This window comes from Anaerococcus sp. C0059F3, from assembly GCF_056590475.1.
Window position 1 is genome coordinate 1 of the sequence record NZ_JBWPWE010000014.1, and the last position, 18,064, is coordinate 18,064.

The window sequence follows — 18,064 nt, forward strand, 5'->3', positions numbered from 1 at the left end:
ATCTAAGGGAGTAACGAAAAGTTACACCCTTAAATAACTAAAATAACAAGACTTCCGAAAATCGGAAATCAAGAATTTCGATTATCGAAAATCTGGAATATATCAATGTAGAAAGGATATAAAATTGAATAAATGTAAAATTTATGATAAAATTACACTGATAATAGTTATCAATAGGAGATAGAAATGTTAAAAAAATTTTTTGAAAATGTAAAAAATCCTAAAAATAATTTCGGCGGTCGCTTCATGGTGAAAGGAATGAACGTTGGTCACGAAAAATTAGCTAAATGGGGCAGATCCTTTCTGAATATTAAAACCTCGGATGTAGTTTTAGATCTAGGATGTGGCGGTGGACGTAATGTTCAATACTTCTTAACAAAGGCTAAAAAAGTATTTGGAATGGACTATTCTAAAACAAGTGTAGATATCGCAAGTTCAGTAAATAGCGAAGCTATAAGAGATGGCAGATGTAAAATTATTGAAGCAGACGTATCTAAACTACCTTTTGAAGATGAATCCATAAATATAGTAACTGCCTTTGAAACAATTTATTTTTGGAAGAATATAGAAGTATCTTTTAGGGAAATCCATCGTGTTCTAGTAAAGGACGGTCAGTTTCTAATATGCAACGAAGGAGCATATAGAGAGCATAAAAACATAAAAAAATGGGCGGATATGCTAGATTTTGAAGTTTATTCTCCCGAATATCTCACAGAAACATTGAATAAGATAGGATTTAAAAGCGAATACCATCTGGACGAGAAAGATCATCTAGTATTTTTAGCTAGAAAATTATAAAAGAATTTGCGAATAATGATAAATAAATCATAAGGAGAAGTAGAGAAAAAATCTACTTCTTTTTTTATTGTAAGGAGGATTAGAATGGCAACAAACAAAAGATATTATTGGATAAAACTAAAAGAAGAATTTTTCACAGACAAAAGGATAAAAAGATTAAGGAGAATATCGGGAGGAGATACCTACACGATAATCTACCTCAAACTTCTACTACTAAGCCTAAAAGATGAGGGCAAACTCTATTATGACGGAGTAGAAAGTGATTTTATAAAAGAGTTAGCACTAACCATAGATGAAACAGATGATGATGTAATGGTCACAGTTAATTATTTAATCAATCAAGGCTTACTAGAAGTTGTAACAGAAAATGATGAATATTACCTAACTGAAATACCAAGTCTAATCGGATCAGAAACAGCATGGGCAGAGAAAAAAAGAAGATACAGACAAAATAAACAGAGGACATTGTCCTTAATGAGTCCAACCCATGTCCGACAAGAGATAGAGATAGAGAAAGATATAGAGATAGATAAAGAGAGAGGGAGAGATATAAAAAGATAAAAAGTCCACCCCCATCTTTTATGGAGAATTCAAAAATGTAAGGCTAAGCAAAGAAGAATATAAAAATCTAAAAGAAAAACTAAACTCACACACAGAAATAATGATAAATAAACTATCAAGATACATGAAAAGCAGTGGAAAGACCTATCAAAACCACTATGCAACAATCTTAAATTGGTATGAAGGAGATAAAGATAAACTAACACAGAAAGGTTTAAATAAAAAAATGAACTATGATGTAGGAGAATCTTTATAGATAAAAAAGAGGTGGAAAGGTACTATTAAAGACTTTAAGTCTAAAAGGTATCAAAGTATGCCAGAGATAAAAAAATATAAATATGACACTTTAAAGGCGATTAGAAAATTAAAGAAAAGCCAGAAGACTTTTAGATGTAAATGTCAACCCCAAAATGGTCCACAGTTATTATCGGAAAGTGGTCCACATATAGTAAAAAATTGATCACATATCTCTTTCCCCTAGGGGAAAGGCATTTTACACAGTCTCTTACAAAAATTTAAAGACCATCATATTTTATTTAAAATTTATGACAGAATAATTTTTTTCGACTAGACGATAAAAAAAAAAGATGATATATTGATATTGATTATCAAATAGCACATAGAAAGAAGGTTAATATGAAACTTTATAAGAAATTATTTTCCTATATGCCTGAAAGAAAAATCCATGGAATACTTGCGGCGATGCTAGCTGTAGTTGGGAATTTGCTACAGTTCTATGCTTATTATTTAATTTGGATTTTGCTTAGAGATGTATTTTGTGGAGAAGATTTAATAAACCTTAAGATTTTCTCTATAAAAATTCTAGTCCTCTTTGCCAGCTGTAGTATCTTCTACTTTGGTGGAACATGGATGAGTCACTTAGCTGGATTTAGACTTGAAACTAGGCTTCGTGAAAAAGGACTTAGGCACCTACTTAGAGCTTCAAATACTTTTTTTGACACCCATAACTCTGGTGAGGTAAGAAAGATAATCGACAACAATGTGGAACAAACACACATGATTGTCGCCCACCTCATAACAGATCAAACTATGGCAGCTTTAACTCCTATACTCATGATAGCCTTGACCTTTGCAATTGACATCTATCTTGGAATATTTTTTGTAATCATCATTCTACTCAGTATGTACTTACTCTACAAAATGATAGGAGACCAATCATTTATGAAGAAGTACATGGAGAAGCTAGATGAAATGAATGCTGGGGCTGTGGAATATGTAAGAGGAATGCCAGTGGTGAAGATCTTCAACACGCCACTTATCGGTTTTACAAAACTTTACGACTCAATCATGGTCTATAAGGACATGGTCTACAAATATTCGATGTCCTGCAGGATTCCCTATGTCCTTTTCCAATGGCTTTTAAATATTTTTATAATCACGCCAGTCTTTCTAGCGATATTTATGGTTTCAAAAGGACAAGATCCTAATATCTGGTCAGCAAAAATTCTATTTTTCACTTTATTTATGGGATTATTTTTCGTAGATCTAATGAAGATTATGTATGTTTCCATGTATGTTTTTCAAGCTAACTCTGCTGTAGATAATCTTGAAAATCTGTTCACAGAGATGAAAGAAAAAGAAATAGTTTTTGGTACACAAAAAGATTTACAAAAGAAGAATATAATCTTTAAAAATGTTGATTTTTCATACGATGACAAGAATAAGATTTTACATAATTTTTCTTTAAATCTTGACGAGAACAAAGTATATGCTCTTGTAGGTAGCTCTGGATCTGGTAAGTCTACCATTGCTAAGTTAATCTCTGGACTATATCCTGTGGATTCTGGAGAAATTTTAATCGGCGACAGAAATATTTCTTCCTACGATGGAGAAAGCTTGATGAAAAATATCGGTATAGTTTTTCAAAATCCTAAACTATTCCAAGGAATTTCGATTTTTGAAAATGTAAAACTCGCAAATAAAGATGCAGATGATGAAGAGGTCTACAAAGCCTTAAAGCTTGCCCGCTGTGATGACTTTATAGATAAGTTCAAAGACAAGTACGATGCGATAATAGGTGCTGAAGGGATAAATCTATCTGGTGGCGAGAAACAGAGAATCTCCATTGCGAGAATATTTTTGAAAGATCCAAAGATAATTATCCTTGATGAAGCTTCTGCTGCTGCAGATCCAGAAAATGAATATGAATTACAGATTGCCTTTAAGGAACTCATAAAAGATAGGACGACAATTATGATTGCTCATAGGCTTTCTTCGATTCGTGGAGTGGACGAAATTCTACTGGTTGAAGATGGAAAAATTCTAGAGAGAGGAAGCCACGATGAACTTATGAAGGAAGACAGCAGGTATAAGAAGTTTATCGAAATGTACAATGAAGCAAATGAATGGAGGGTTGATCTATGAAAAACTATTTAAAAGATAGATTTGCACTTACGGACAAAGGTGCAGAAGGAACCATCGTTGCGATTAAATATTCTACCTTAAAGAATCTGTCCTACATGCTTCCTATGTTTCTTCTTATGTATGTCATGCAAGGTCTCTTGGGTCTAGGCAAGTTTAATCTCAAGATTTCGGTGGTTTTATATATAGTAATTGCTCTTATAATGATTTTCGTAATAAATAAAGATTACATTACAACCTATAATGAAACCTATAAAGAATCTGCAAATTTAAGGATTGAACTTTCTGAAATAATAAAAGATCTTCCCCTTAGTTTCTATTCAAAAAGAGATTTAACTGATTTTTCTCAAACGATTATGAAGGATGTAGAGGCAATGGAGCATGGTCTTTCTCATGCAGTTTCAGGTTTTTATGGCTTTATAATAAACCTAGTTATTATTTCCATTTTGTTGCTAATTGGAAATGTAAAGCTTGGTCTTGCAGTTATAGCTCCAATTTATATTTCTGCTATTTTGAATTTGACTTCCACCAAAATCCAAAAGAAGGCGACGGCGACCTACTACAAAGAACAGAGAAAGTCTTCGAAGATGTTCCAAGAACTAATAGATCTATCCACTGAAATCAAATCCTACAATTTGACTGAAGAAAAGGAAAAAAGTGGCATTGACTTTGTTAGGTCCTTAGAAAAGAAACACATTAAGTCAGAACTGGGACAAGTTATCCCCATTGTTTCTGCAACAGTTGTGGCAAACTTATCCCTAGCCCTTGCAATATATGTTGGATTAAATAGCTTGATAAATGGAGAAATAAATATCTTGTATTTTGCAGGCTACCTATTTGCTTCAGCAAGATTAATTGATGGAGTTGCTGCCTTTAACCAATTTTATGGAGAGTTAATGTACATGGATTCTCCAATAGAAAAGATAAAGGCACTTAGATCAGAAGAAATCCAACCGGGAAGAGAAACAGAATTTAAATCATTTGATATAGAAGGAAAAAATGTAGAATTTTCTTATCTCGATGACAAAAAAGTCATAGATAATATTTCATTCAAGGCTTTGCAGGGAAAAACTACTGCTCTTGTTGGTCCATCTGGTTGCGGGAAGTCCACTCTAATAAAATTGGTGGCAAGGCTCTATGATTATGACAGAGGAGAAATCTTAATAGATAAAAAAGAGATAAATAAGGCGAGGACAGAAGATTTATTTAAACATATTTCCATGGTGTTCCAAGATGTAATTCTATTTAACGGTTCTGTAATGGAAAATATAAGGCTCGGCAGACCTACTGCAAGTGATGAAGAAGTGCTAGAAGCTGCAAGGCTAGCGAACTGTGACGAATTTGTAAAGAAACTTGAGAATGGATACGATACGGAGATTGGCGAAAATGGATCTAACTTATCTGGAGGAGAAAGACAGAGAATATCCATAGCAAGAGCATTTTTAAAGGATGCAGAAATAATCCTACTAGATGAAATTGCGGCATCACTTGATGTGGAAAATGAAAAATATATCCAAGAATCTCTAAATAAATTAATTAAAAATAAGACGGTGATGATAGTTTCCCATAGGATGAAATCAATCAGAAATGTAGATCAAATCATAGTTATGAAAGATGGAAAGATAGAAGATTTTGGAAAACACGATGAACTTATAAAAGAAAGTAAAACTTACCAAAAGATGATTGAATCATCTAAAAAATCTGAAGAATTTATATATTAAGGAGGAAAAAATGAATAAATTTGGAATTCGAGATTTAATAAATGCAGGAGTATTTTCGCTTTTAACTGTAATGGCACTCTGGTGTGGAGGTATGATAGGTTTTATACCTGTACTTATGCCCCTAGTTCCATTTGCTTGCGGTTTAGTTTCAGGACCAGTATTTATGCTTTATTCAACAAAGATAGATAAATTTGGCATGATCTTAATCATGGGAATAGTATTTGGACTTACATTTTCAATGTCAGGTCATGGAGCGATAGTTCTACCTGCCATAATTTTATTGTCATTAATCTGTGAAATTATATTAAAAAAGGGTGGCTATAAGTCAATAAAAACTGCAAGACTAACCTACACAGTCTTTATGATTTTTGCAGCTGCAAATTTAATACCAATCTACTTTGCTAGAGATGCCTATTTACAGTCTTTAATCGACCAAGGCTATGGGGCTGAATATGCAGAAAAACTACTCTCAGTTATGCCAAACTGGTCCTTTATACCTGTAGTTCTACTAGGTATGCTCGGTGGATACATAGGATGTACCATTGGAATTAAAATCTTAAATAAACATTTTAAAAAAGCGGGAATGGCTTAATGAAAATTGATTTTAGGACAAAATTATTCTTAACAATTATCATAGGGGTATCTGCAACAGAAGGTTCCATTAGTATGAGTTATAAATACCTTGGAATTTTGTTAGCTATATTTCCATACCTACTTGCAATCCTAGATAAAAAATGGTCCCTTATTGGTAAGGGACTTTTTTATACTGGGATAGCCGTAGTAGGACAGATAGTAGCATCCAAGTATCCAAATTCTTATTTAGGGATGGTCTTTAATCTCTACTGCGGAATAATACTTAGAATACTTCCAGGAGTGATGATGGGTTATTACACTGTGACAACTACTAAGATGAGCGATCTCGTCTATTCACTAAAGAAAATCAAATTTCCAGACTATATAATCATACCAATTTCTGTAATGTTTAGATTTTTCTATTCTATAAAAGAAGATTACAAAATCATCGGAGAAGCTATGTACATGCATGGACTTACGATGAAAAACTTCTTTAAAAATCCGGCGAAGATACTGGAATATAGATTTGTGCCATTACTTATGATTGTATCTCAAACAGCGGACAATGTTGCGATATCTGCCATGACAAGAGGCATGAAAATGAATAAAGAGAGGTCTTCCATATCATGTGCAAGGCTTAAAACGGCGGACTATGTCCTACTTAGTTTCGGAATTTATATAATAATATTATTTATAAGGATAAAAATATGCTAGAATTTAAGAATTTTTCTCTTTCATTCAAAGAAGATGAGGGAGAAAATAGAATACTTGAAGATATAAATTTAAAATTTGAAAAGGGATCTATAAATGTCATCACAGGCAGATCTGGATGTGGTAAATCATCTCTAATCAAGACTATAAATGGAATTATACCAGAAGTTGATATGGCAAAGATGGAAGGGGATCTTTTATTTGATGGAGAAAGTATTTTGAAGTTGGATATAACCGACAGATCAAAATTCATCTCAACAGTCTTTCAAAATCCAAAAAATCAATTCTACGCCATTAATTCCCTAGATGAAATCGCATTTGCCCTAGAAAACAGGAATGTTTCTAGGGATAAAATTTATGAAAAGATAGAATATTTTTCAAAACTACTAAATAGTCAGGATCTTTTAGGCAATGATTTATTCAAACTATCAGGAGGGCAGAAACAGCTAATAGCCATAAATTCTGTGGCGGTTATGGACAATGAAATATATATTTTCGACGAACCATCCGCATCCTTAGACAGAGAATCCATAGAAAAATTGACCCACTGCCTAGAGGTTTTAAAATCCTTGGGCAAGATAATAATCATCGCTGAGCATAGACTCTACTATTTAAAAGAAATAATGGATAGACTACTTGTAATTGAAAATCGGAAAATTTTATCCTATAGTAAAGATAGAATCTCAGAAGAAATACTTGAAAAGCACAGACTTAGAACCCTTAAAGACATAGAAAAAGAAGAACTTATAAGTAAAAGCTACGAAGTGAAGAACCTATTCGACCACAGTTTCGATGAAGAAAAATCACTTGTATGTAGAGATTTTTCCTGCCAATATGAAAAAAATCCCAAGCTATTTGATTTTTCAATGAGCTTTGATCCGGGAATATATTTCATAATAGGAGCAAATGGAATTGGTAAATCTTCATTTATAAGAAATCTTTGCGGTCTTAATAAGAAGCAAAAGGGCGAAGTATTTTACAAAAATAGAAGAATAAAAAACCATGGAGACTATATTTCTCTAGTGATGCAGGATATCAATTATCAGCTATTTACAGAATCCGTTTTAACGGAGATGAAAATAGTAACAGATGACGAAAAAAAGATTGAAGAAATATTAAAGAAACTAGAGCTCTGGGATAGGAGAGAAAGCCACCCACAGAAGTTATCTGGAGGAGAAAAACAAAGACTCGCTCTGGGACTAGCAATGGCAAGTCCAAAGGAAATCGTGGTGCTTGACGAACCTACATCTGGACTGTGTTTTGAAAATATGAAAAGACTAATTGGAATATTAAAAGAGATGAAAGATGAAGGAAAGACAATAATCGTCATAAGCCATGACTATGAATTTATAAAAAATTCGAAAGAAAATATAGTGGAGTTTGTATGAAAGAGAATAGACTTAAATCTTGGGGGTTCGAAGAATTTCCCACAGAGGATCCTAGAATTATAAATTATATAGGCTTAGAAAGCCCTGAAAATAAGATGACCTCTTACGAAATATTTCCGGGGGTCTTTGTACTCTACATCAGTCTAAAGAAGAAATACAACGCCCATAACTCTTCTACGGAGGGAAATAGAGGCTATAGGATAGGATACTGCTATGAAGGCAATCATTTCACTTACATAAACAATAGCAAAGTTCTCATAACTACAAATGAAATATTCGTAGGAAGATCAATACCAAATTCAAAATTTTCTTCCACAACAAGTCATCGAACCACGGCATTTAACATAGTAATAGCAGATAAAATCTTGGATAAAAATTCCCCCTACTTTCCATACATTGGAGAATTTATATATAAATTTAAAAATGTAAAAGACATGGGATGTGCCATTAAAAACGAAGATTTGGTAAAACTTGCAAATGAATTAATTCAAGCACTTAAAGAAAGGGATATGCTATTTATAAAATTAAAATCCTTGGAACTCATATATAGAATAGGAAAAGTTGGCATAAATCCAAGTAAGACCAATTATTTCACGCCCGGAGGGGATAAACTAATGGAAGAAGTAGAGAAATATATGAAAGAAAACCTGGATAAAAATCTAAACTTAGATCATCTAGCGAAAAAATTTAAAATATCAAAATCTACTCTAAACACAAAATTCACAAGATCCTTTCAATACACGCCGATGAAGTATATCCAAAGGTTAAAACTAATATATTCAGAAGATTTGCTTATAAACACAGATAAATCCATACTAGAAATAAGCAATGATCTAAACTTTCAGAATCCATCTAACTTCAACAGAGCATTCAAAGATTTCACAGGACTTAGTCCTAGCCAATATAGAAAACAAAACGAACCTGAATAATAAAATTTAGGTTCGTTTTAGATTTTTCATAACAGAATCCAAAAAATCTCATCTATTTTTTATTTCTAAATATAAAATGGTATAAAGAAGATAAAGATAAATTAAGACATCAAGGAGGAAATAAAAAAATGAACTATGATGTAGGAGAATCTTTATAGGTAAAAAGAGGTGGAAAGGCATTATTAAAGACTTTAAGTCTAAAAAGGTATAAAAGTATGCCAGAGATAAAAAAATATAAATATGATACTTAAAAGGCGATTAGAAAATTAAAGAAATGCCAGAATACTTTTAGATGATAGATACGAAAAGGGTCCAATTTTCACTGTTACTCATGCAGTGTGAATTGGACCTTTTTACATAAGCAATTCTATTTCAAAATTGGTTACCAAGAAATACTTCTTTTCACTGTTAAGTATAAGAGGGTAATTTTAAACAATTTTGTTTCATCAAGATAAGTATTTTCTGATGGTTAAATTTTAAAAAGATTAATAACTCTCGATAAAATTTGAACCTTAACAATTGAATAGACCATGACAAGACATTAATTATTTTTGGAGCGTAATAACCTATCCGCCAAGATCTTTCTGCTGAATAATTCGGCAAAACAAGTACTGCTAAGCAAAAAGAAAGTGGCGATAAGTAAGAGTTTGAATATAGGGAGGGATACCCTATCCGCTATGAAGAAAATGAGGATAATGATACTTCTAAGGTTGAAGCCGGCTCATCCGGAATAGAGGCGGAGGTGAGATTCCTATGTTGCTAATCCAAGGCACTTGTCAATGTCGTAAAACTTAATTAAACAAATAATTATTAGATATAAAACTTTAGAGGAGGTATATATTGGACAATGACTGGAATGGATTGGCTGATTTAATAGCAAATCTGATTGCAAAATATGCTGGTGCTTTAGATTTAGATAATCTGCCCGATCCAACGCCAGCAAAAAATCAAGAGATGAAAAATAGTTTTGACAAGGCAAAAACACAAATTGAGACGGACTAATAAAAGTGTTATAATATACTTGAAATGATAGTCCAAACTTAAATTCAAAAAATTATATATGATATAGAAAAATTATATTGAGGTTAATGCTATGTCAAAAGAAAAAATAAAAGTATACCTCTATACACGAGTATCTACGTCAATACAGATAGAGGGATATTCGTTAGAGGCACAAAAATCACGAATGAAAGCTTTTGCTATTTACAACAATTACGAAATTGTCGGAGAGTATGAAGATGCCGGAAAGTCTGGTAAATCTATTGAAGGTAGAATTCAGTTCAATCGAATGATGGAAGATATAAAATCTGGAAAAGATGGAGTGTCTTTTGTTCTTGTGTTTAAGTTATCAAGATTTGCAAGAAATGCCGCTGATGTTCTTTCTACACTTCAGATAATGCAGGATTATGGAGTTAATCTTATCTGCGTTGAAGATGGCATTGATTCATCTAAAGATGCCGGGAAACTAATGATTTCTGTTTTATCAGCTGTGGCTGAAATAGAAAGAGAAAACATACATATTCAAACAATGGAAGGTCGCATTCAAAAAGCAAGGGAAGGAAAATGGAATGGTGGCTTTGCTCCGTATGGATATAAACTTGAAGATGGCAAACTGTTTATAAATGAGGAAGAGGCAGTTGCCATAAGAACGATTTTCGACCAGTATGTAAATACTACGATAGGAGCCAACGGGATATCTAAATACTTAGAGAATCATGGAATTAGAAAAATCCCAAGACAGAATGGTAAGAATCCTTTGTTTGATGCAGGTCTTATAAGAAAGATATTAAAGAATCCTGTATATAATGGGAAAATAGCATTTGGAAGAAGAACTTTAGAAAAAGTTCGTGGTACAAGAAATGAATATAAGCAGGTTGAACAAGATGAATATCTAATATCAGAAGGGATACATGAAGCTATAGTTTCCGACGAAGTTTGGCAAGCTGCTCAAGTTAAGTTAAAATCTCAAGCAAAGAAATATGAGCATGTGAATAAAGGAAAAGATACACGTACACACTTGCTTTCTGGAATTGTAAAATGCCCGATATGCGGAGTGGGAATGTTTGGAAACAAGTGTGCCAAGAAAAAGAAAGATAGCACAAAATATAAAGATTTTTATTACTATGGTTGTAAACATAGGCAGATGATAAGAGGTCATAAGTGTACTTTCCGTAAGCAAATTAGAGAAGAATTGTTAGATGATGCTGTTGCAGAGGTAATTGTCAAGATTGTAAGTAACCCGAAATTTGCTTCTATGATGCAAGAAAAAATCAACATGAAGGTGGACACCTCTGAAATAGAAAAAGAAATAGATAATTACCAAAAGGAATTGAGGAAGAGTCATTCTACAAAGTTTAAGCTAATTGAGGAAATAGATAATTTAGATGTTGAAGATAAGCATTATAAGAGAAGGAAACAGGATTTAGATGATAGACTATATCGTATGTATGATAAAATAGATGAATTAGAATCATCACTAATTGATGCGAAAGCAAAGAAACAGACTATTGAAGCTGAAAAACTCACAGGAGATAACATATATAAGGTTCTGATCTATTTTGATAAACTCTATAAAGTCATGAATGATATAGAGCGTAGGCAGTTAATTACAGCTTTGATTTCTGAAATTCAAGTTTATGAAGAAAAACAACCTAACGGACAATGGCTAAAATCAATTACTTTCAAGCTTCCAATTATAGACGATGACTTGAATATAAGTTTGGACAATAATGAACAAGTTGAGACTATAGCGTTGATACAAAAGATGTAAATCTAGAAATCCTGCATTTCAAGCAGTTTTATAAGCATTTTGTCTTCGATAAAGATGAAGAAGGATACGTCAAAAAGACCCAAAAAAACTACATGGACGTAAGAGTAGTTTTGCAACTGGTATGAGGAGACACAAAGAAAAATATAATAAGATAAAACCCATTTTATACTTTCTACAAGAGTAGCTTAAAAGGCTGCTCTTTTTTTATTAAAGGGAGTAAGGTTTCGTTACATCCTTTTTAAAATATAAAGTAATCACAAGTCAACTTTACATATTCGCTTTTATAACATATAATAAAAGCGTAAACGAGAGGAGGTGGACTATGAATACACTTAAAGAATATATACAAGAAAATTTAGTAATAACTAATAAAGAAGCAGAAGAACTTGGATATAGTAGGCATAATTTATCAGAATTAACAAAAATCGGACAATTAGAAAGATTAAGACCAGGACTATATCAATTAAAAGGAAAAGTAATAGACGATTTTGTTTTAATATCATCTAATAGCAATCGAATTATATTTTCCCATCAAACAGCCCTATACCTCCACGACCTATCCGATAGGACTCCAAATGTATTTCACATATCTGTGCCCCAAGGCTATAATGCAAGCCATATCAAAAAAAGATATGAGGATCTACAAGTTCACTATGTAAAAAAAGACTTATACGAAATAGGAAAGACAGAAATAAAATCACCACAAGGCAACCTTATTCCAGTTTACGATATAGATCGAACAATTTGCGATATCATAATAGACAGAGAAAAAATAGATAAGCAAATTTTTACAGAAGCAATAAAAAGATATTTTAAATCACCAAATAAAAATCTAAGGCGACTCATAAAATACAGTAGACTATTTAAAATAGAAGATGAAATTAGAAAATACATGGAGGTATTATCGTGATTAATATCGAGAGTATAAAGGGTAAGATAAGAAGTTTAGCAGAGAAGAAAAATCTGAAGTCGCAAGAAGTTCTGCAAATATATTTCTTCGAAAGATTTTTAGACAGACTATCTAAATCATCATACAAAAGTAATTTTGTAATAAAGGGGGAATTCCTTATATCATCCTTAATCGGCATTGAAAATAGAACAACCATGGACATGGATACAACCATTAAAGGCATAGCTCTAAAAGAAGAAAAAATAAAAGAAATTGTAGAGGAAATTATAAATATCAATGTAGATGATGGAATAAGATTTGAAATAAAAGACATCAGTTATATAAGAGATGAAGACGAGTACGAGAATTTTAGAATATCACTAATGGCAAATGTTGGTAAAACTAAAAATCCAATGAAACTAGACCTAACAACAGGAGATGCAATAACACCAAGGGAAATAGAATATACTTATCCCTGTATCTTTAGCAAAGAAGCTATAAAAATAATGGCATATCCATTAGAAACAATTTTAGCTGAAAAATATGAAACCATAATCAGAAGAAATATAACAACAACACGAATGAGAGACTTCTACGACCTATACACCCTCTATAAGTTAAAAAAAGATGAGATAAACTATAAAATTTTAAAAGAAGCAATAGAGAGAACCTCAAACAAAAGAGGAAGTCAGGAGATAATAAAAGACTATGAGGAAATAATCAAGGACATAAAAGATGATTCACATCTAAGATTCTTGTGGGAAGTATACCTTATTGAAAATAAGTACATTGGAGGTTTGACCTTTGATAAGGTAGTTGATGTAGTTACAATTTTATCAAATAGGGTTAGCGAGATGTAATATTCCAGACAATGTCTGGGAAATTACATAAATATTTTAAATATCCGATTGTCATATGTAAAATTATTTTATAGCCTGCTATTTAATATGATTTTTTGTTATTTTAAATAAAATGGAGGATTAAATGTTTAATAAAAACAAATTAAAAAACGATGATCTTGAAATTTTAGAATCAGTTTTGTCGAGTCACAATTTTAATGTTATAAGAAATAATAAACCATTATCATTTCGAGGTGTGATGAGTTTATTTGCGTTAATTGTAGTGGGACTAGTTATTCTGATTATTTTTGCTGAAAATTTTACGGATAATCAAATAACTTTTTTGGGAATTATTGGCGCAACGTTTATATCTTTTTTTGCAGTTTTTTACACAATTAATAAAGAAGGTAGGGATAGATATATATTAGCAAAAAAATCTGCAGCAATATTGTCTCAAATTTTAAAATCAGTAGATAACCAAATATCAAGAATAGAAAATGGTATGTTTTATCCTGTTATTTATCCGAAAAATTGGCTTGATTATTATGAAAGTTGTTCATTTTATTTAGAATATGATTACATAGAGTATCTTTTAAGGGAATTTGAAATTATAGATAAAATAAATTGCTGTATTAACAAAAACAATAAAGAAGAACTTTTGGAAGTGATTAAATATAGAAGAGAAATTTTTACTGATTGGAATACAGATTATGACATTCTCACTACTTGTCTTAATTTATCTAGTTTTTCAAAAGGTATGAATGAGATTAAATCTTGGAGATATGAAAAATCTTATAAGGATTTTGAAAAAATTTTTATTGAAAATTATTCTGATAAAGTAAAAGAATTGACTGTAGAATATTTAAAAAAGAACAAAAATTCTTGTGATGTTAATTTAGCTTTATACTATGTTATGGATAAAATAAGAGATGACCCAGATTTAAAAGATGGAAATTATAAATTTGAAGTTATTCAAAATAAAAAAATGGTAAATATAATTTTTAAGGTTTATTTATCTCTCCAAGAAGATGATTTATTTTATTTGGGTTGGGGAGAGCTTCATTTGAAAGAATAGTAAGAAATATTGATTCAAAATAGTCTAATCAAAATCAATGGTGAAGTAGATAGAATTGACAACAAAATAATGAAATATCAACAAAGTATGAAGTAAACAAGATTCAGAAAAAAGCCTATGTATCACACGTGGAGACTGTAGTATTGATGTCAAGAATCGAAGGGAAATATCTTAAATAGAGGGACAATACTATTTTTTGTAATCTGAATAATTCAAGTTATTAAAAATAGTAGATATTGAAAAATAGATTATTAATTAATAAGTACATAGGTAGTTAGTGAGTATAACATTATTGAGGTGATTCCTATTAAATATGTGATAAATAATATTGAATTTGTTATTTCTACATGTATATCAGTGCTAGCTATAATTGTTTCAGCAGTTGTTGCTAAAAATATACTAAAAAAAGAATTGAAAGAAAATAGAAAATTAGAACTTGAATTAAAAAATGCTGAAATTTTACAACAAGTAAGAAATCATAAAAACACATTAGTAATAAGACAAATAGATAACATGATAGAAATTTCTTTTGAAATAATTGATTATTTGAATGAAATCGAAAATTTAAAGTTGTCAAATAAACTTTTTTATTTATTAGAAGATATTTCAAAAATTTCAACTATGATCAAAAGATACGATTTGTTTAGGGAATTTGTTGCTGATTATAGATTAAATACTATTAATAAATACGAATATCTTATTAAAAAAATAAACACGAAGAAGCATAGGTTTAAATTGTTAGAAAGTACTATTGAGTTTAATAAAGTAAAGATATCTATTGAACTTCCAGATTTTGAAGAATTAATGGATGATATAATACAAGATACTGAAATTTGCCAAAATATACTTTTAGAAACAAATAAGTTGGAGGAAAATCCTTTAACCACCGATGATGATCGAATAAATTACATGAATAGAAAAATTGAAAGTGAATCAAAAAAAATATTTTTTTCAGAAAGAAATAGTTATGAGGTCTTATATGATCAAATGTCATACGCAATAAGTTCATTATATAAATTGCAACCAGTGATATCTGAATTTATTATTGATTTTGAGGAAGACTAAAAATATATATGAGCATTATTAATGTAAAGGTTTAGGAAATATTAGTGGATGGAAGCAGTTATTTTTTTATCATCAAGACTATTATATTAAATTGTGAAATGAAAACTTTTGAAATTAAATTCTTTAAAATTTATGGATAATTTATTTAAACATTCGATTTCAAGCATATGGACAACTTAATTTTAAGTGATGCTAACGTAATAATAAAATAAATGAAAGACATTTGTAATAAGTATTTGTAATAGTAATCAATCAACCGATATTCTATAACGGCGAATTAAAAGAAATAATAAAAGAGAATATAGAAAAAGCCATCACAAGTGATGGAAGTAGTAGAATAGAGGAAATAGACAATGAAATGCTATAATTTCAAGAGGAGCTTTTAAAAGTCGCTAATGCACAGAAAGACTACGCTGAACTTGCAGACAGGGTGGAAGAGTTAAGAAAAGAAAAAGAGAATATTCTCCTAACTATGGCAGAAGAGAAAAATGGACAAAGCAGGCTAAAAAACAAGGGAAAGATATTGAAAACTGTTTGAAATTATTGAGAAAATTGCAAAAGATGAAGCCCTTGATGAAAGATATAGAGATCATTCTTTAGCTGGAATTTACAAGGGTACTCGAGAATGTCATATAGAGCACGATTTTTTGCTGATATATGAAAAAATAGAAGATGTTTTAGTATTATCTTTAGTAAGAACTGGCTCACACTCTGATTTGTTTAAGTAAAACAATATGAATGAGAGACTTCTATGACCTATTCCTTGAAAATAAGTATATCGGTGATTTGACCTCTAATAAGATTATTGAAGTAGTGATAATTATTTCAAATAGAATTAATGAGATGTAATTTAACAGATACTGTTTGGAATAGTATAGACAAGAAAATATTAAGTATGAGAAGTAGAATTAATCTACTTCTTTTTTGTTTCAAAATATGCTATAGAATATGCTCTTTCATATTTTTATAAATTGAAGGGCAGTAGATGGATGACATTTGAATGAAGATACCAAAATTTTTTCATCAGTTTTTTCACTCTTAGTAATATAATCTATCTACAAAATCCAATGCTAAATTTAGGGTTGATTTTATAGGATGTATTTTTGTTATTGCCATACTAATCACCAGAACTTTCTTTTGATTTATTAAGAAGTAGGGAATGAATCTGCCATATTTCTCTTGATAATTTTTCTATCTGATTATTCATAGATTCAATTTCATTCTTGTAAATAACACCAGTTGTATTAGTTGCTTTTGCAATCTGGTTAATATTATTCGTAGCATTTGAGAGTAACCATTGCAGGTTTCTAAATGGTTCTAAATCTACTACATAAATTTCTTTTTCTAATACACATTTCCTAAGAAAGTGGGATATTGTTTTACAATTTGCAAGTTTCATTTTGTTTTCAAAAACTTCTTTTTCTTCTTTAGTTAGTTTTATTTCTATTCTTTCATTTCTAAATCTATTTGCCATTTTATTCTCCTTTATAAAATATATTTTGGGGTCTTAGGGTTCTCCCTAACAAGGTAAAAATTAAAAAAATGGAGCATTCCGTAAAGGTCTGCTCCATTAATTTTTTCGTAAGTGTCCGTACACTTACTGTGCTTGCTATTAAAGTTATAAGCGTTAAGCGTTTATTAGGTTTTATTAATTATACCGCATTTAAAAAAATTAATAAAGAAGTATAAGCGAAGCTATTGACAATGATTATCAGTTCTGATACAATAATACCGACAAGAGTGTCGGTTTGGAGGTTATTTATGAAATGAAAATGGAAGCTGATGAAAGAAAAAAGCAGATTAGACAAGCAGCTATTAAAGTCTTTTTGGATAAGGGATTTAGAAATACAGTTATGAATGACATTATGGAAGCTACTGGGCTTTCTAGAGGTGGCTTGTATCATCATTATGGTTCTACGCATGAAATCTTATACGACATTATGATGGAAGGTAATTTAAATAGAAAAGATATTGTTCAAAAATCAAGTTATGATGAAGGATTAATATTAACTCCACAGTTGTTTTCAAGAATGATTATAGACAAGATACTTGCAGATAATGATTATGTAAAGCTTTATGTCATGTTTTTATGTGAGTTAAAAGAAAATGATGATTTGAAAAAACTATATGTGAAAATAAAAAAAGAGTCCATACAAGTATTTAAAGAATTGTTTTCTACTTTGTTTAACGAGTTACCTTCTGATGAAACATTTGAATTTATGATTAATATTATGAATTCTGGATTGATGGCTTGCGAAATTTTGAATGCACGTGAGAATTTTGTAAAAAATAAGATATATCTAACTGAAATGATAGAGACTTATTTTACAAATGTAATGAAAAAAGATGATGAAAGGAGTTAA

The 18,064-nt window shown here is 30.7% G+C and carries 16 protein-coding genes and 2 pseudogenes; 17 read left to right on the forward strand and 1 reads right to left on the reverse strand.

Annotated elements, in window-relative coordinates:
• The first annotated feature begins 186 nt into the window (after nucleotides 1-186).
• The 16 genes and pseudogenes from AC1EJ5_RS08810 (at nucleotide 187) to AC1EJ5_RS08885 (ending at nucleotide 16,429) form a co-directional block, all read left to right on the forward strand.
• The gene (locus AC1EJ5_RS08810; RefSeq protein ID WP_479815756.1) at nucleotides 187-798 is read left to right on the forward strand and encodes a class I SAM-dependent methyltransferase; all 612 of its coding nucleotides are present in this window, start codon (nucleotides 187-189) and stop codon (nucleotides 796-798) included.
• An 84-nt stretch (nucleotides 799-882) separates the two neighbouring features.
• Nucleotides 883-1,615, forward strand: a pseudogene (locus AC1EJ5_RS08815) (phage replisome organizer N-terminal domain-containing protein).
• A 380-nt stretch (nucleotides 1,616-1,995) separates the two neighbouring features.
• Nucleotides 1,996-3,744 (forward strand): ABC transporter ATP-binding protein, encoded by a 1,749-nt coding sequence (locus AC1EJ5_RS08820; RefSeq protein ID WP_002836959.1) that lies wholly within the window; start codon nucleotides 1,996-1,998, stop codon nucleotides 3,742-3,744.
• Nucleotides 3,741-5,462, forward strand: a complete 1,722-nt coding sequence (locus AC1EJ5_RS08825; RefSeq protein ID WP_002837056.1) for an ABC transporter ATP-binding protein — start codon at nucleotides 3,741-3,743, stop codon at nucleotides 5,460-5,462. Before AC1EJ5_RS08820 ends, AC1EJ5_RS08825 begins: the two co-directional genes overlap by 4 nt.
• 10 nt (nucleotides 5,463-5,472) lie before the next feature.
• Nucleotides 5,473-6,054, forward strand: a complete 582-nt coding sequence (locus AC1EJ5_RS08830) for an MptD family putative ECF transporter S component (RefSeq protein WP_002840789.1) — start codon at nucleotides 5,473-5,475, stop codon at nucleotides 6,052-6,054.
• Entirely contained in the window at nucleotides 6,054-6,749 is a 696-nt protein-coding gene (locus AC1EJ5_RS08835; protein ID WP_002837063.1) for an energy-coupling factor transporter transmembrane component T, read from the forward strand. Before AC1EJ5_RS08830 ends, AC1EJ5_RS08835 begins: the two co-directional genes overlap by 1 nt.
• A complete protein-coding gene (locus tag AC1EJ5_RS08840; protein ID WP_002836952.1) occupies nucleotides 6,743-8,134 on the forward strand; it encodes an ATP-binding cassette domain-containing protein in 1,392 nt (463 codons plus the stop codon). Before AC1EJ5_RS08835 ends, AC1EJ5_RS08840 begins: the two co-directional genes overlap by 7 nt.
• Nucleotides 8,131-9,063, forward strand: a complete 933-nt coding sequence (locus tag AC1EJ5_RS08845; RefSeq protein ID WP_002836989.1) for a helix-turn-helix domain-containing protein — start codon at nucleotides 8,131-8,133, stop codon at nucleotides 9,061-9,063. The genes AC1EJ5_RS08840 and AC1EJ5_RS08845 overlap by 4 nt, the downstream gene beginning before the upstream one ends.
• 71 nt (nucleotides 9,064-9,134) lie before the next feature.
• Nucleotides 9,135-9,221, forward strand: a pseudogene (locus tag AC1EJ5_RS08850) (phage replisome organizer N-terminal domain-containing protein); the annotation flags it as partial.
• A 682-nt stretch (nucleotides 9,222-9,903) separates the two neighbouring features.
• Nucleotides 9,904-10,065 carry a hypothetical protein gene (locus tag AC1EJ5_RS08855; RefSeq protein ID WP_002841033.1) on the forward strand — a complete coding sequence of 54 codons (162 nt, stop codon included), beginning with the start codon at nucleotides 9,904-9,906 and terminating at the stop codon, nucleotides 10,063-10,065.
• A 91-nt stretch (nucleotides 10,066-10,156) separates the two neighbouring features.
• Nucleotides 10,157-11,833 carry a recombinase family protein gene (locus AC1EJ5_RS08860; RefSeq protein WP_308749710.1) on the forward strand — a complete coding sequence of 559 codons (1,677 nt, stop codon included), beginning with the start codon at nucleotides 10,157-10,159 and terminating at the stop codon, nucleotides 11,831-11,833.
• Between the two features lie 322 nt (nucleotides 11,834-12,155).
• A complete protein-coding gene (locus tag AC1EJ5_RS08865; RefSeq protein ID WP_227932095.1) occupies nucleotides 12,156-12,743 on the forward strand; it encodes a type IV toxin-antitoxin system AbiEi family antitoxin domain-containing protein in 588 nt (195 codons plus the stop codon).
• Nucleotides 12,740-13,582 (forward strand): nucleotidyl transferase AbiEii/AbiGii toxin family protein, encoded by an 843-nt coding sequence (locus tag AC1EJ5_RS08870; RefSeq protein ID WP_479815758.1) that lies wholly within the window; start codon nucleotides 12,740-12,742, stop codon nucleotides 13,580-13,582. Before AC1EJ5_RS08865 ends, AC1EJ5_RS08870 begins: the two co-directional genes overlap by 4 nt.
• 124 nt (nucleotides 13,583-13,706) lie before the next feature.
• Nucleotides 13,707-14,636 (forward strand): hypothetical protein, encoded by a 930-nt coding sequence (locus AC1EJ5_RS08875; RefSeq protein WP_479815760.1) that lies wholly within the window; start codon nucleotides 13,707-13,709, stop codon nucleotides 14,634-14,636.
• 315 nt (nucleotides 14,637-14,951) lie between these two features.
• Nucleotides 14,952-15,701, forward strand: coding sequence for a hypothetical protein (locus AC1EJ5_RS08880; protein WP_479815762.1), 750 nt, complete (start codon nucleotides 14,952-14,954; stop codon nucleotides 15,699-15,701).
• Nucleotides 15,702-16,252: 551 nt separating this feature from the next.
• Nucleotides 16,253-16,429, forward strand: a complete 177-nt coding sequence (locus AC1EJ5_RS08885) for a type II toxin-antitoxin system YafQ family toxin (protein ID WP_479815788.1) — start codon at nucleotides 16,253-16,255, stop codon at nucleotides 16,427-16,429.
• A 389-nt stretch (nucleotides 16,430-16,818) separates the two neighbouring features.
• On the opposite strand, the gene AC1EJ5_RS08890 is transcribed toward AC1EJ5_RS08885, so the two are convergent.
• Nucleotides 16,819-17,175, reverse strand: coding sequence for a plasmid mobilization protein (locus AC1EJ5_RS08890; protein WP_479815764.1), 357 nt, complete (start codon nucleotides 17,173-17,175; stop codon nucleotides 16,819-16,821).
• 292 nt (nucleotides 17,176-17,467) lie between these two features.
• On the opposite strand from AC1EJ5_RS08890, the gene AC1EJ5_RS08895 reads away from it, so the two are divergent.
• Nucleotides 17,468-18,064: a TetR/AcrR family transcriptional regulator gene (locus tag AC1EJ5_RS08895; RefSeq protein ID WP_205052532.1), complete on the forward strand. Its 597-nt coding sequence runs from the start codon at nucleotides 17,468-17,470 to the stop codon at nucleotides 18,062-18,064.

What these genes read in the sequence shown, in the direction of transcription:
- AC1EJ5_RS08810 (WP_479815756.1), top strand. Translation starts at nt 187, where the DNA reads ATGTTAAAAAAATTTTTTGAAAATGTAAAAAATCCTAAAAATAATTTC.
- AC1EJ5_RS08820 (WP_002836959.1), top strand. Translation starts at nt 1,996, where the DNA reads ATGAAACTTTATAAGAAATTATTTTCCTATATGCCTGAAAGAAAAATC.
- AC1EJ5_RS08825 (WP_002837056.1), top strand. Translation starts at nt 3,741, where the DNA reads ATGAAAAACTATTTAAAAGATAGATTTGCACTTACGGACAAAGGTGCA.
- AC1EJ5_RS08830 (WP_002840789.1), top strand. Translation starts at nt 5,473, where the DNA reads ATGAATAAATTTGGAATTCGAGATTTAATAAATGCAGGAGTATTTTCG.
- AC1EJ5_RS08835 (WP_002837063.1), top strand. Translation starts at nt 6,054, where the DNA reads ATGAAAATTGATTTTAGGACAAAATTATTCTTAACAATTATCATAGGG.
- AC1EJ5_RS08840 (WP_002836952.1), top strand. Translation starts at nt 6,743, where the DNA reads ATGCTAGAATTTAAGAATTTTTCTCTTTCATTCAAAGAAGATGAGGGA.
- AC1EJ5_RS08845 (WP_002836989.1), top strand. Translation starts at nt 8,131, where the DNA reads ATGAAAGAGAATAGACTTAAATCTTGGGGGTTCGAAGAATTTCCCACA.
- AC1EJ5_RS08860 (WP_308749710.1), top strand. Translation starts at nt 10,157, where the DNA reads ATGTCAAAAGAAAAAATAAAAGTATACCTCTATACACGAGTATCTACG.
- AC1EJ5_RS08865 (WP_227932095.1), top strand. Translation starts at nt 12,156, where the DNA reads ATGAATACACTTAAAGAATATATACAAGAAAATTTAGTAATAACTAAT.
- AC1EJ5_RS08875 (WP_479815760.1), top strand. Translation starts at nt 13,707, where the DNA reads ATGTTTAATAAAAACAAATTAAAAAACGATGATCTTGAAATTTTAGAA.
- AC1EJ5_RS08890 (WP_479815764.1), bottom strand. Translation starts at nt 17,175, where the DNA reads ATGGCAAATAGATTTAGAAATGAAAGAATAGAAATAAAACTAACTAAA.
- AC1EJ5_RS08895 (WP_205052532.1), top strand. Translation starts at nt 17,468, where the DNA reads ATGAAAATGGAAGCTGATGAAAGAAAAAAGCAGATTAGACAAGCAGCT.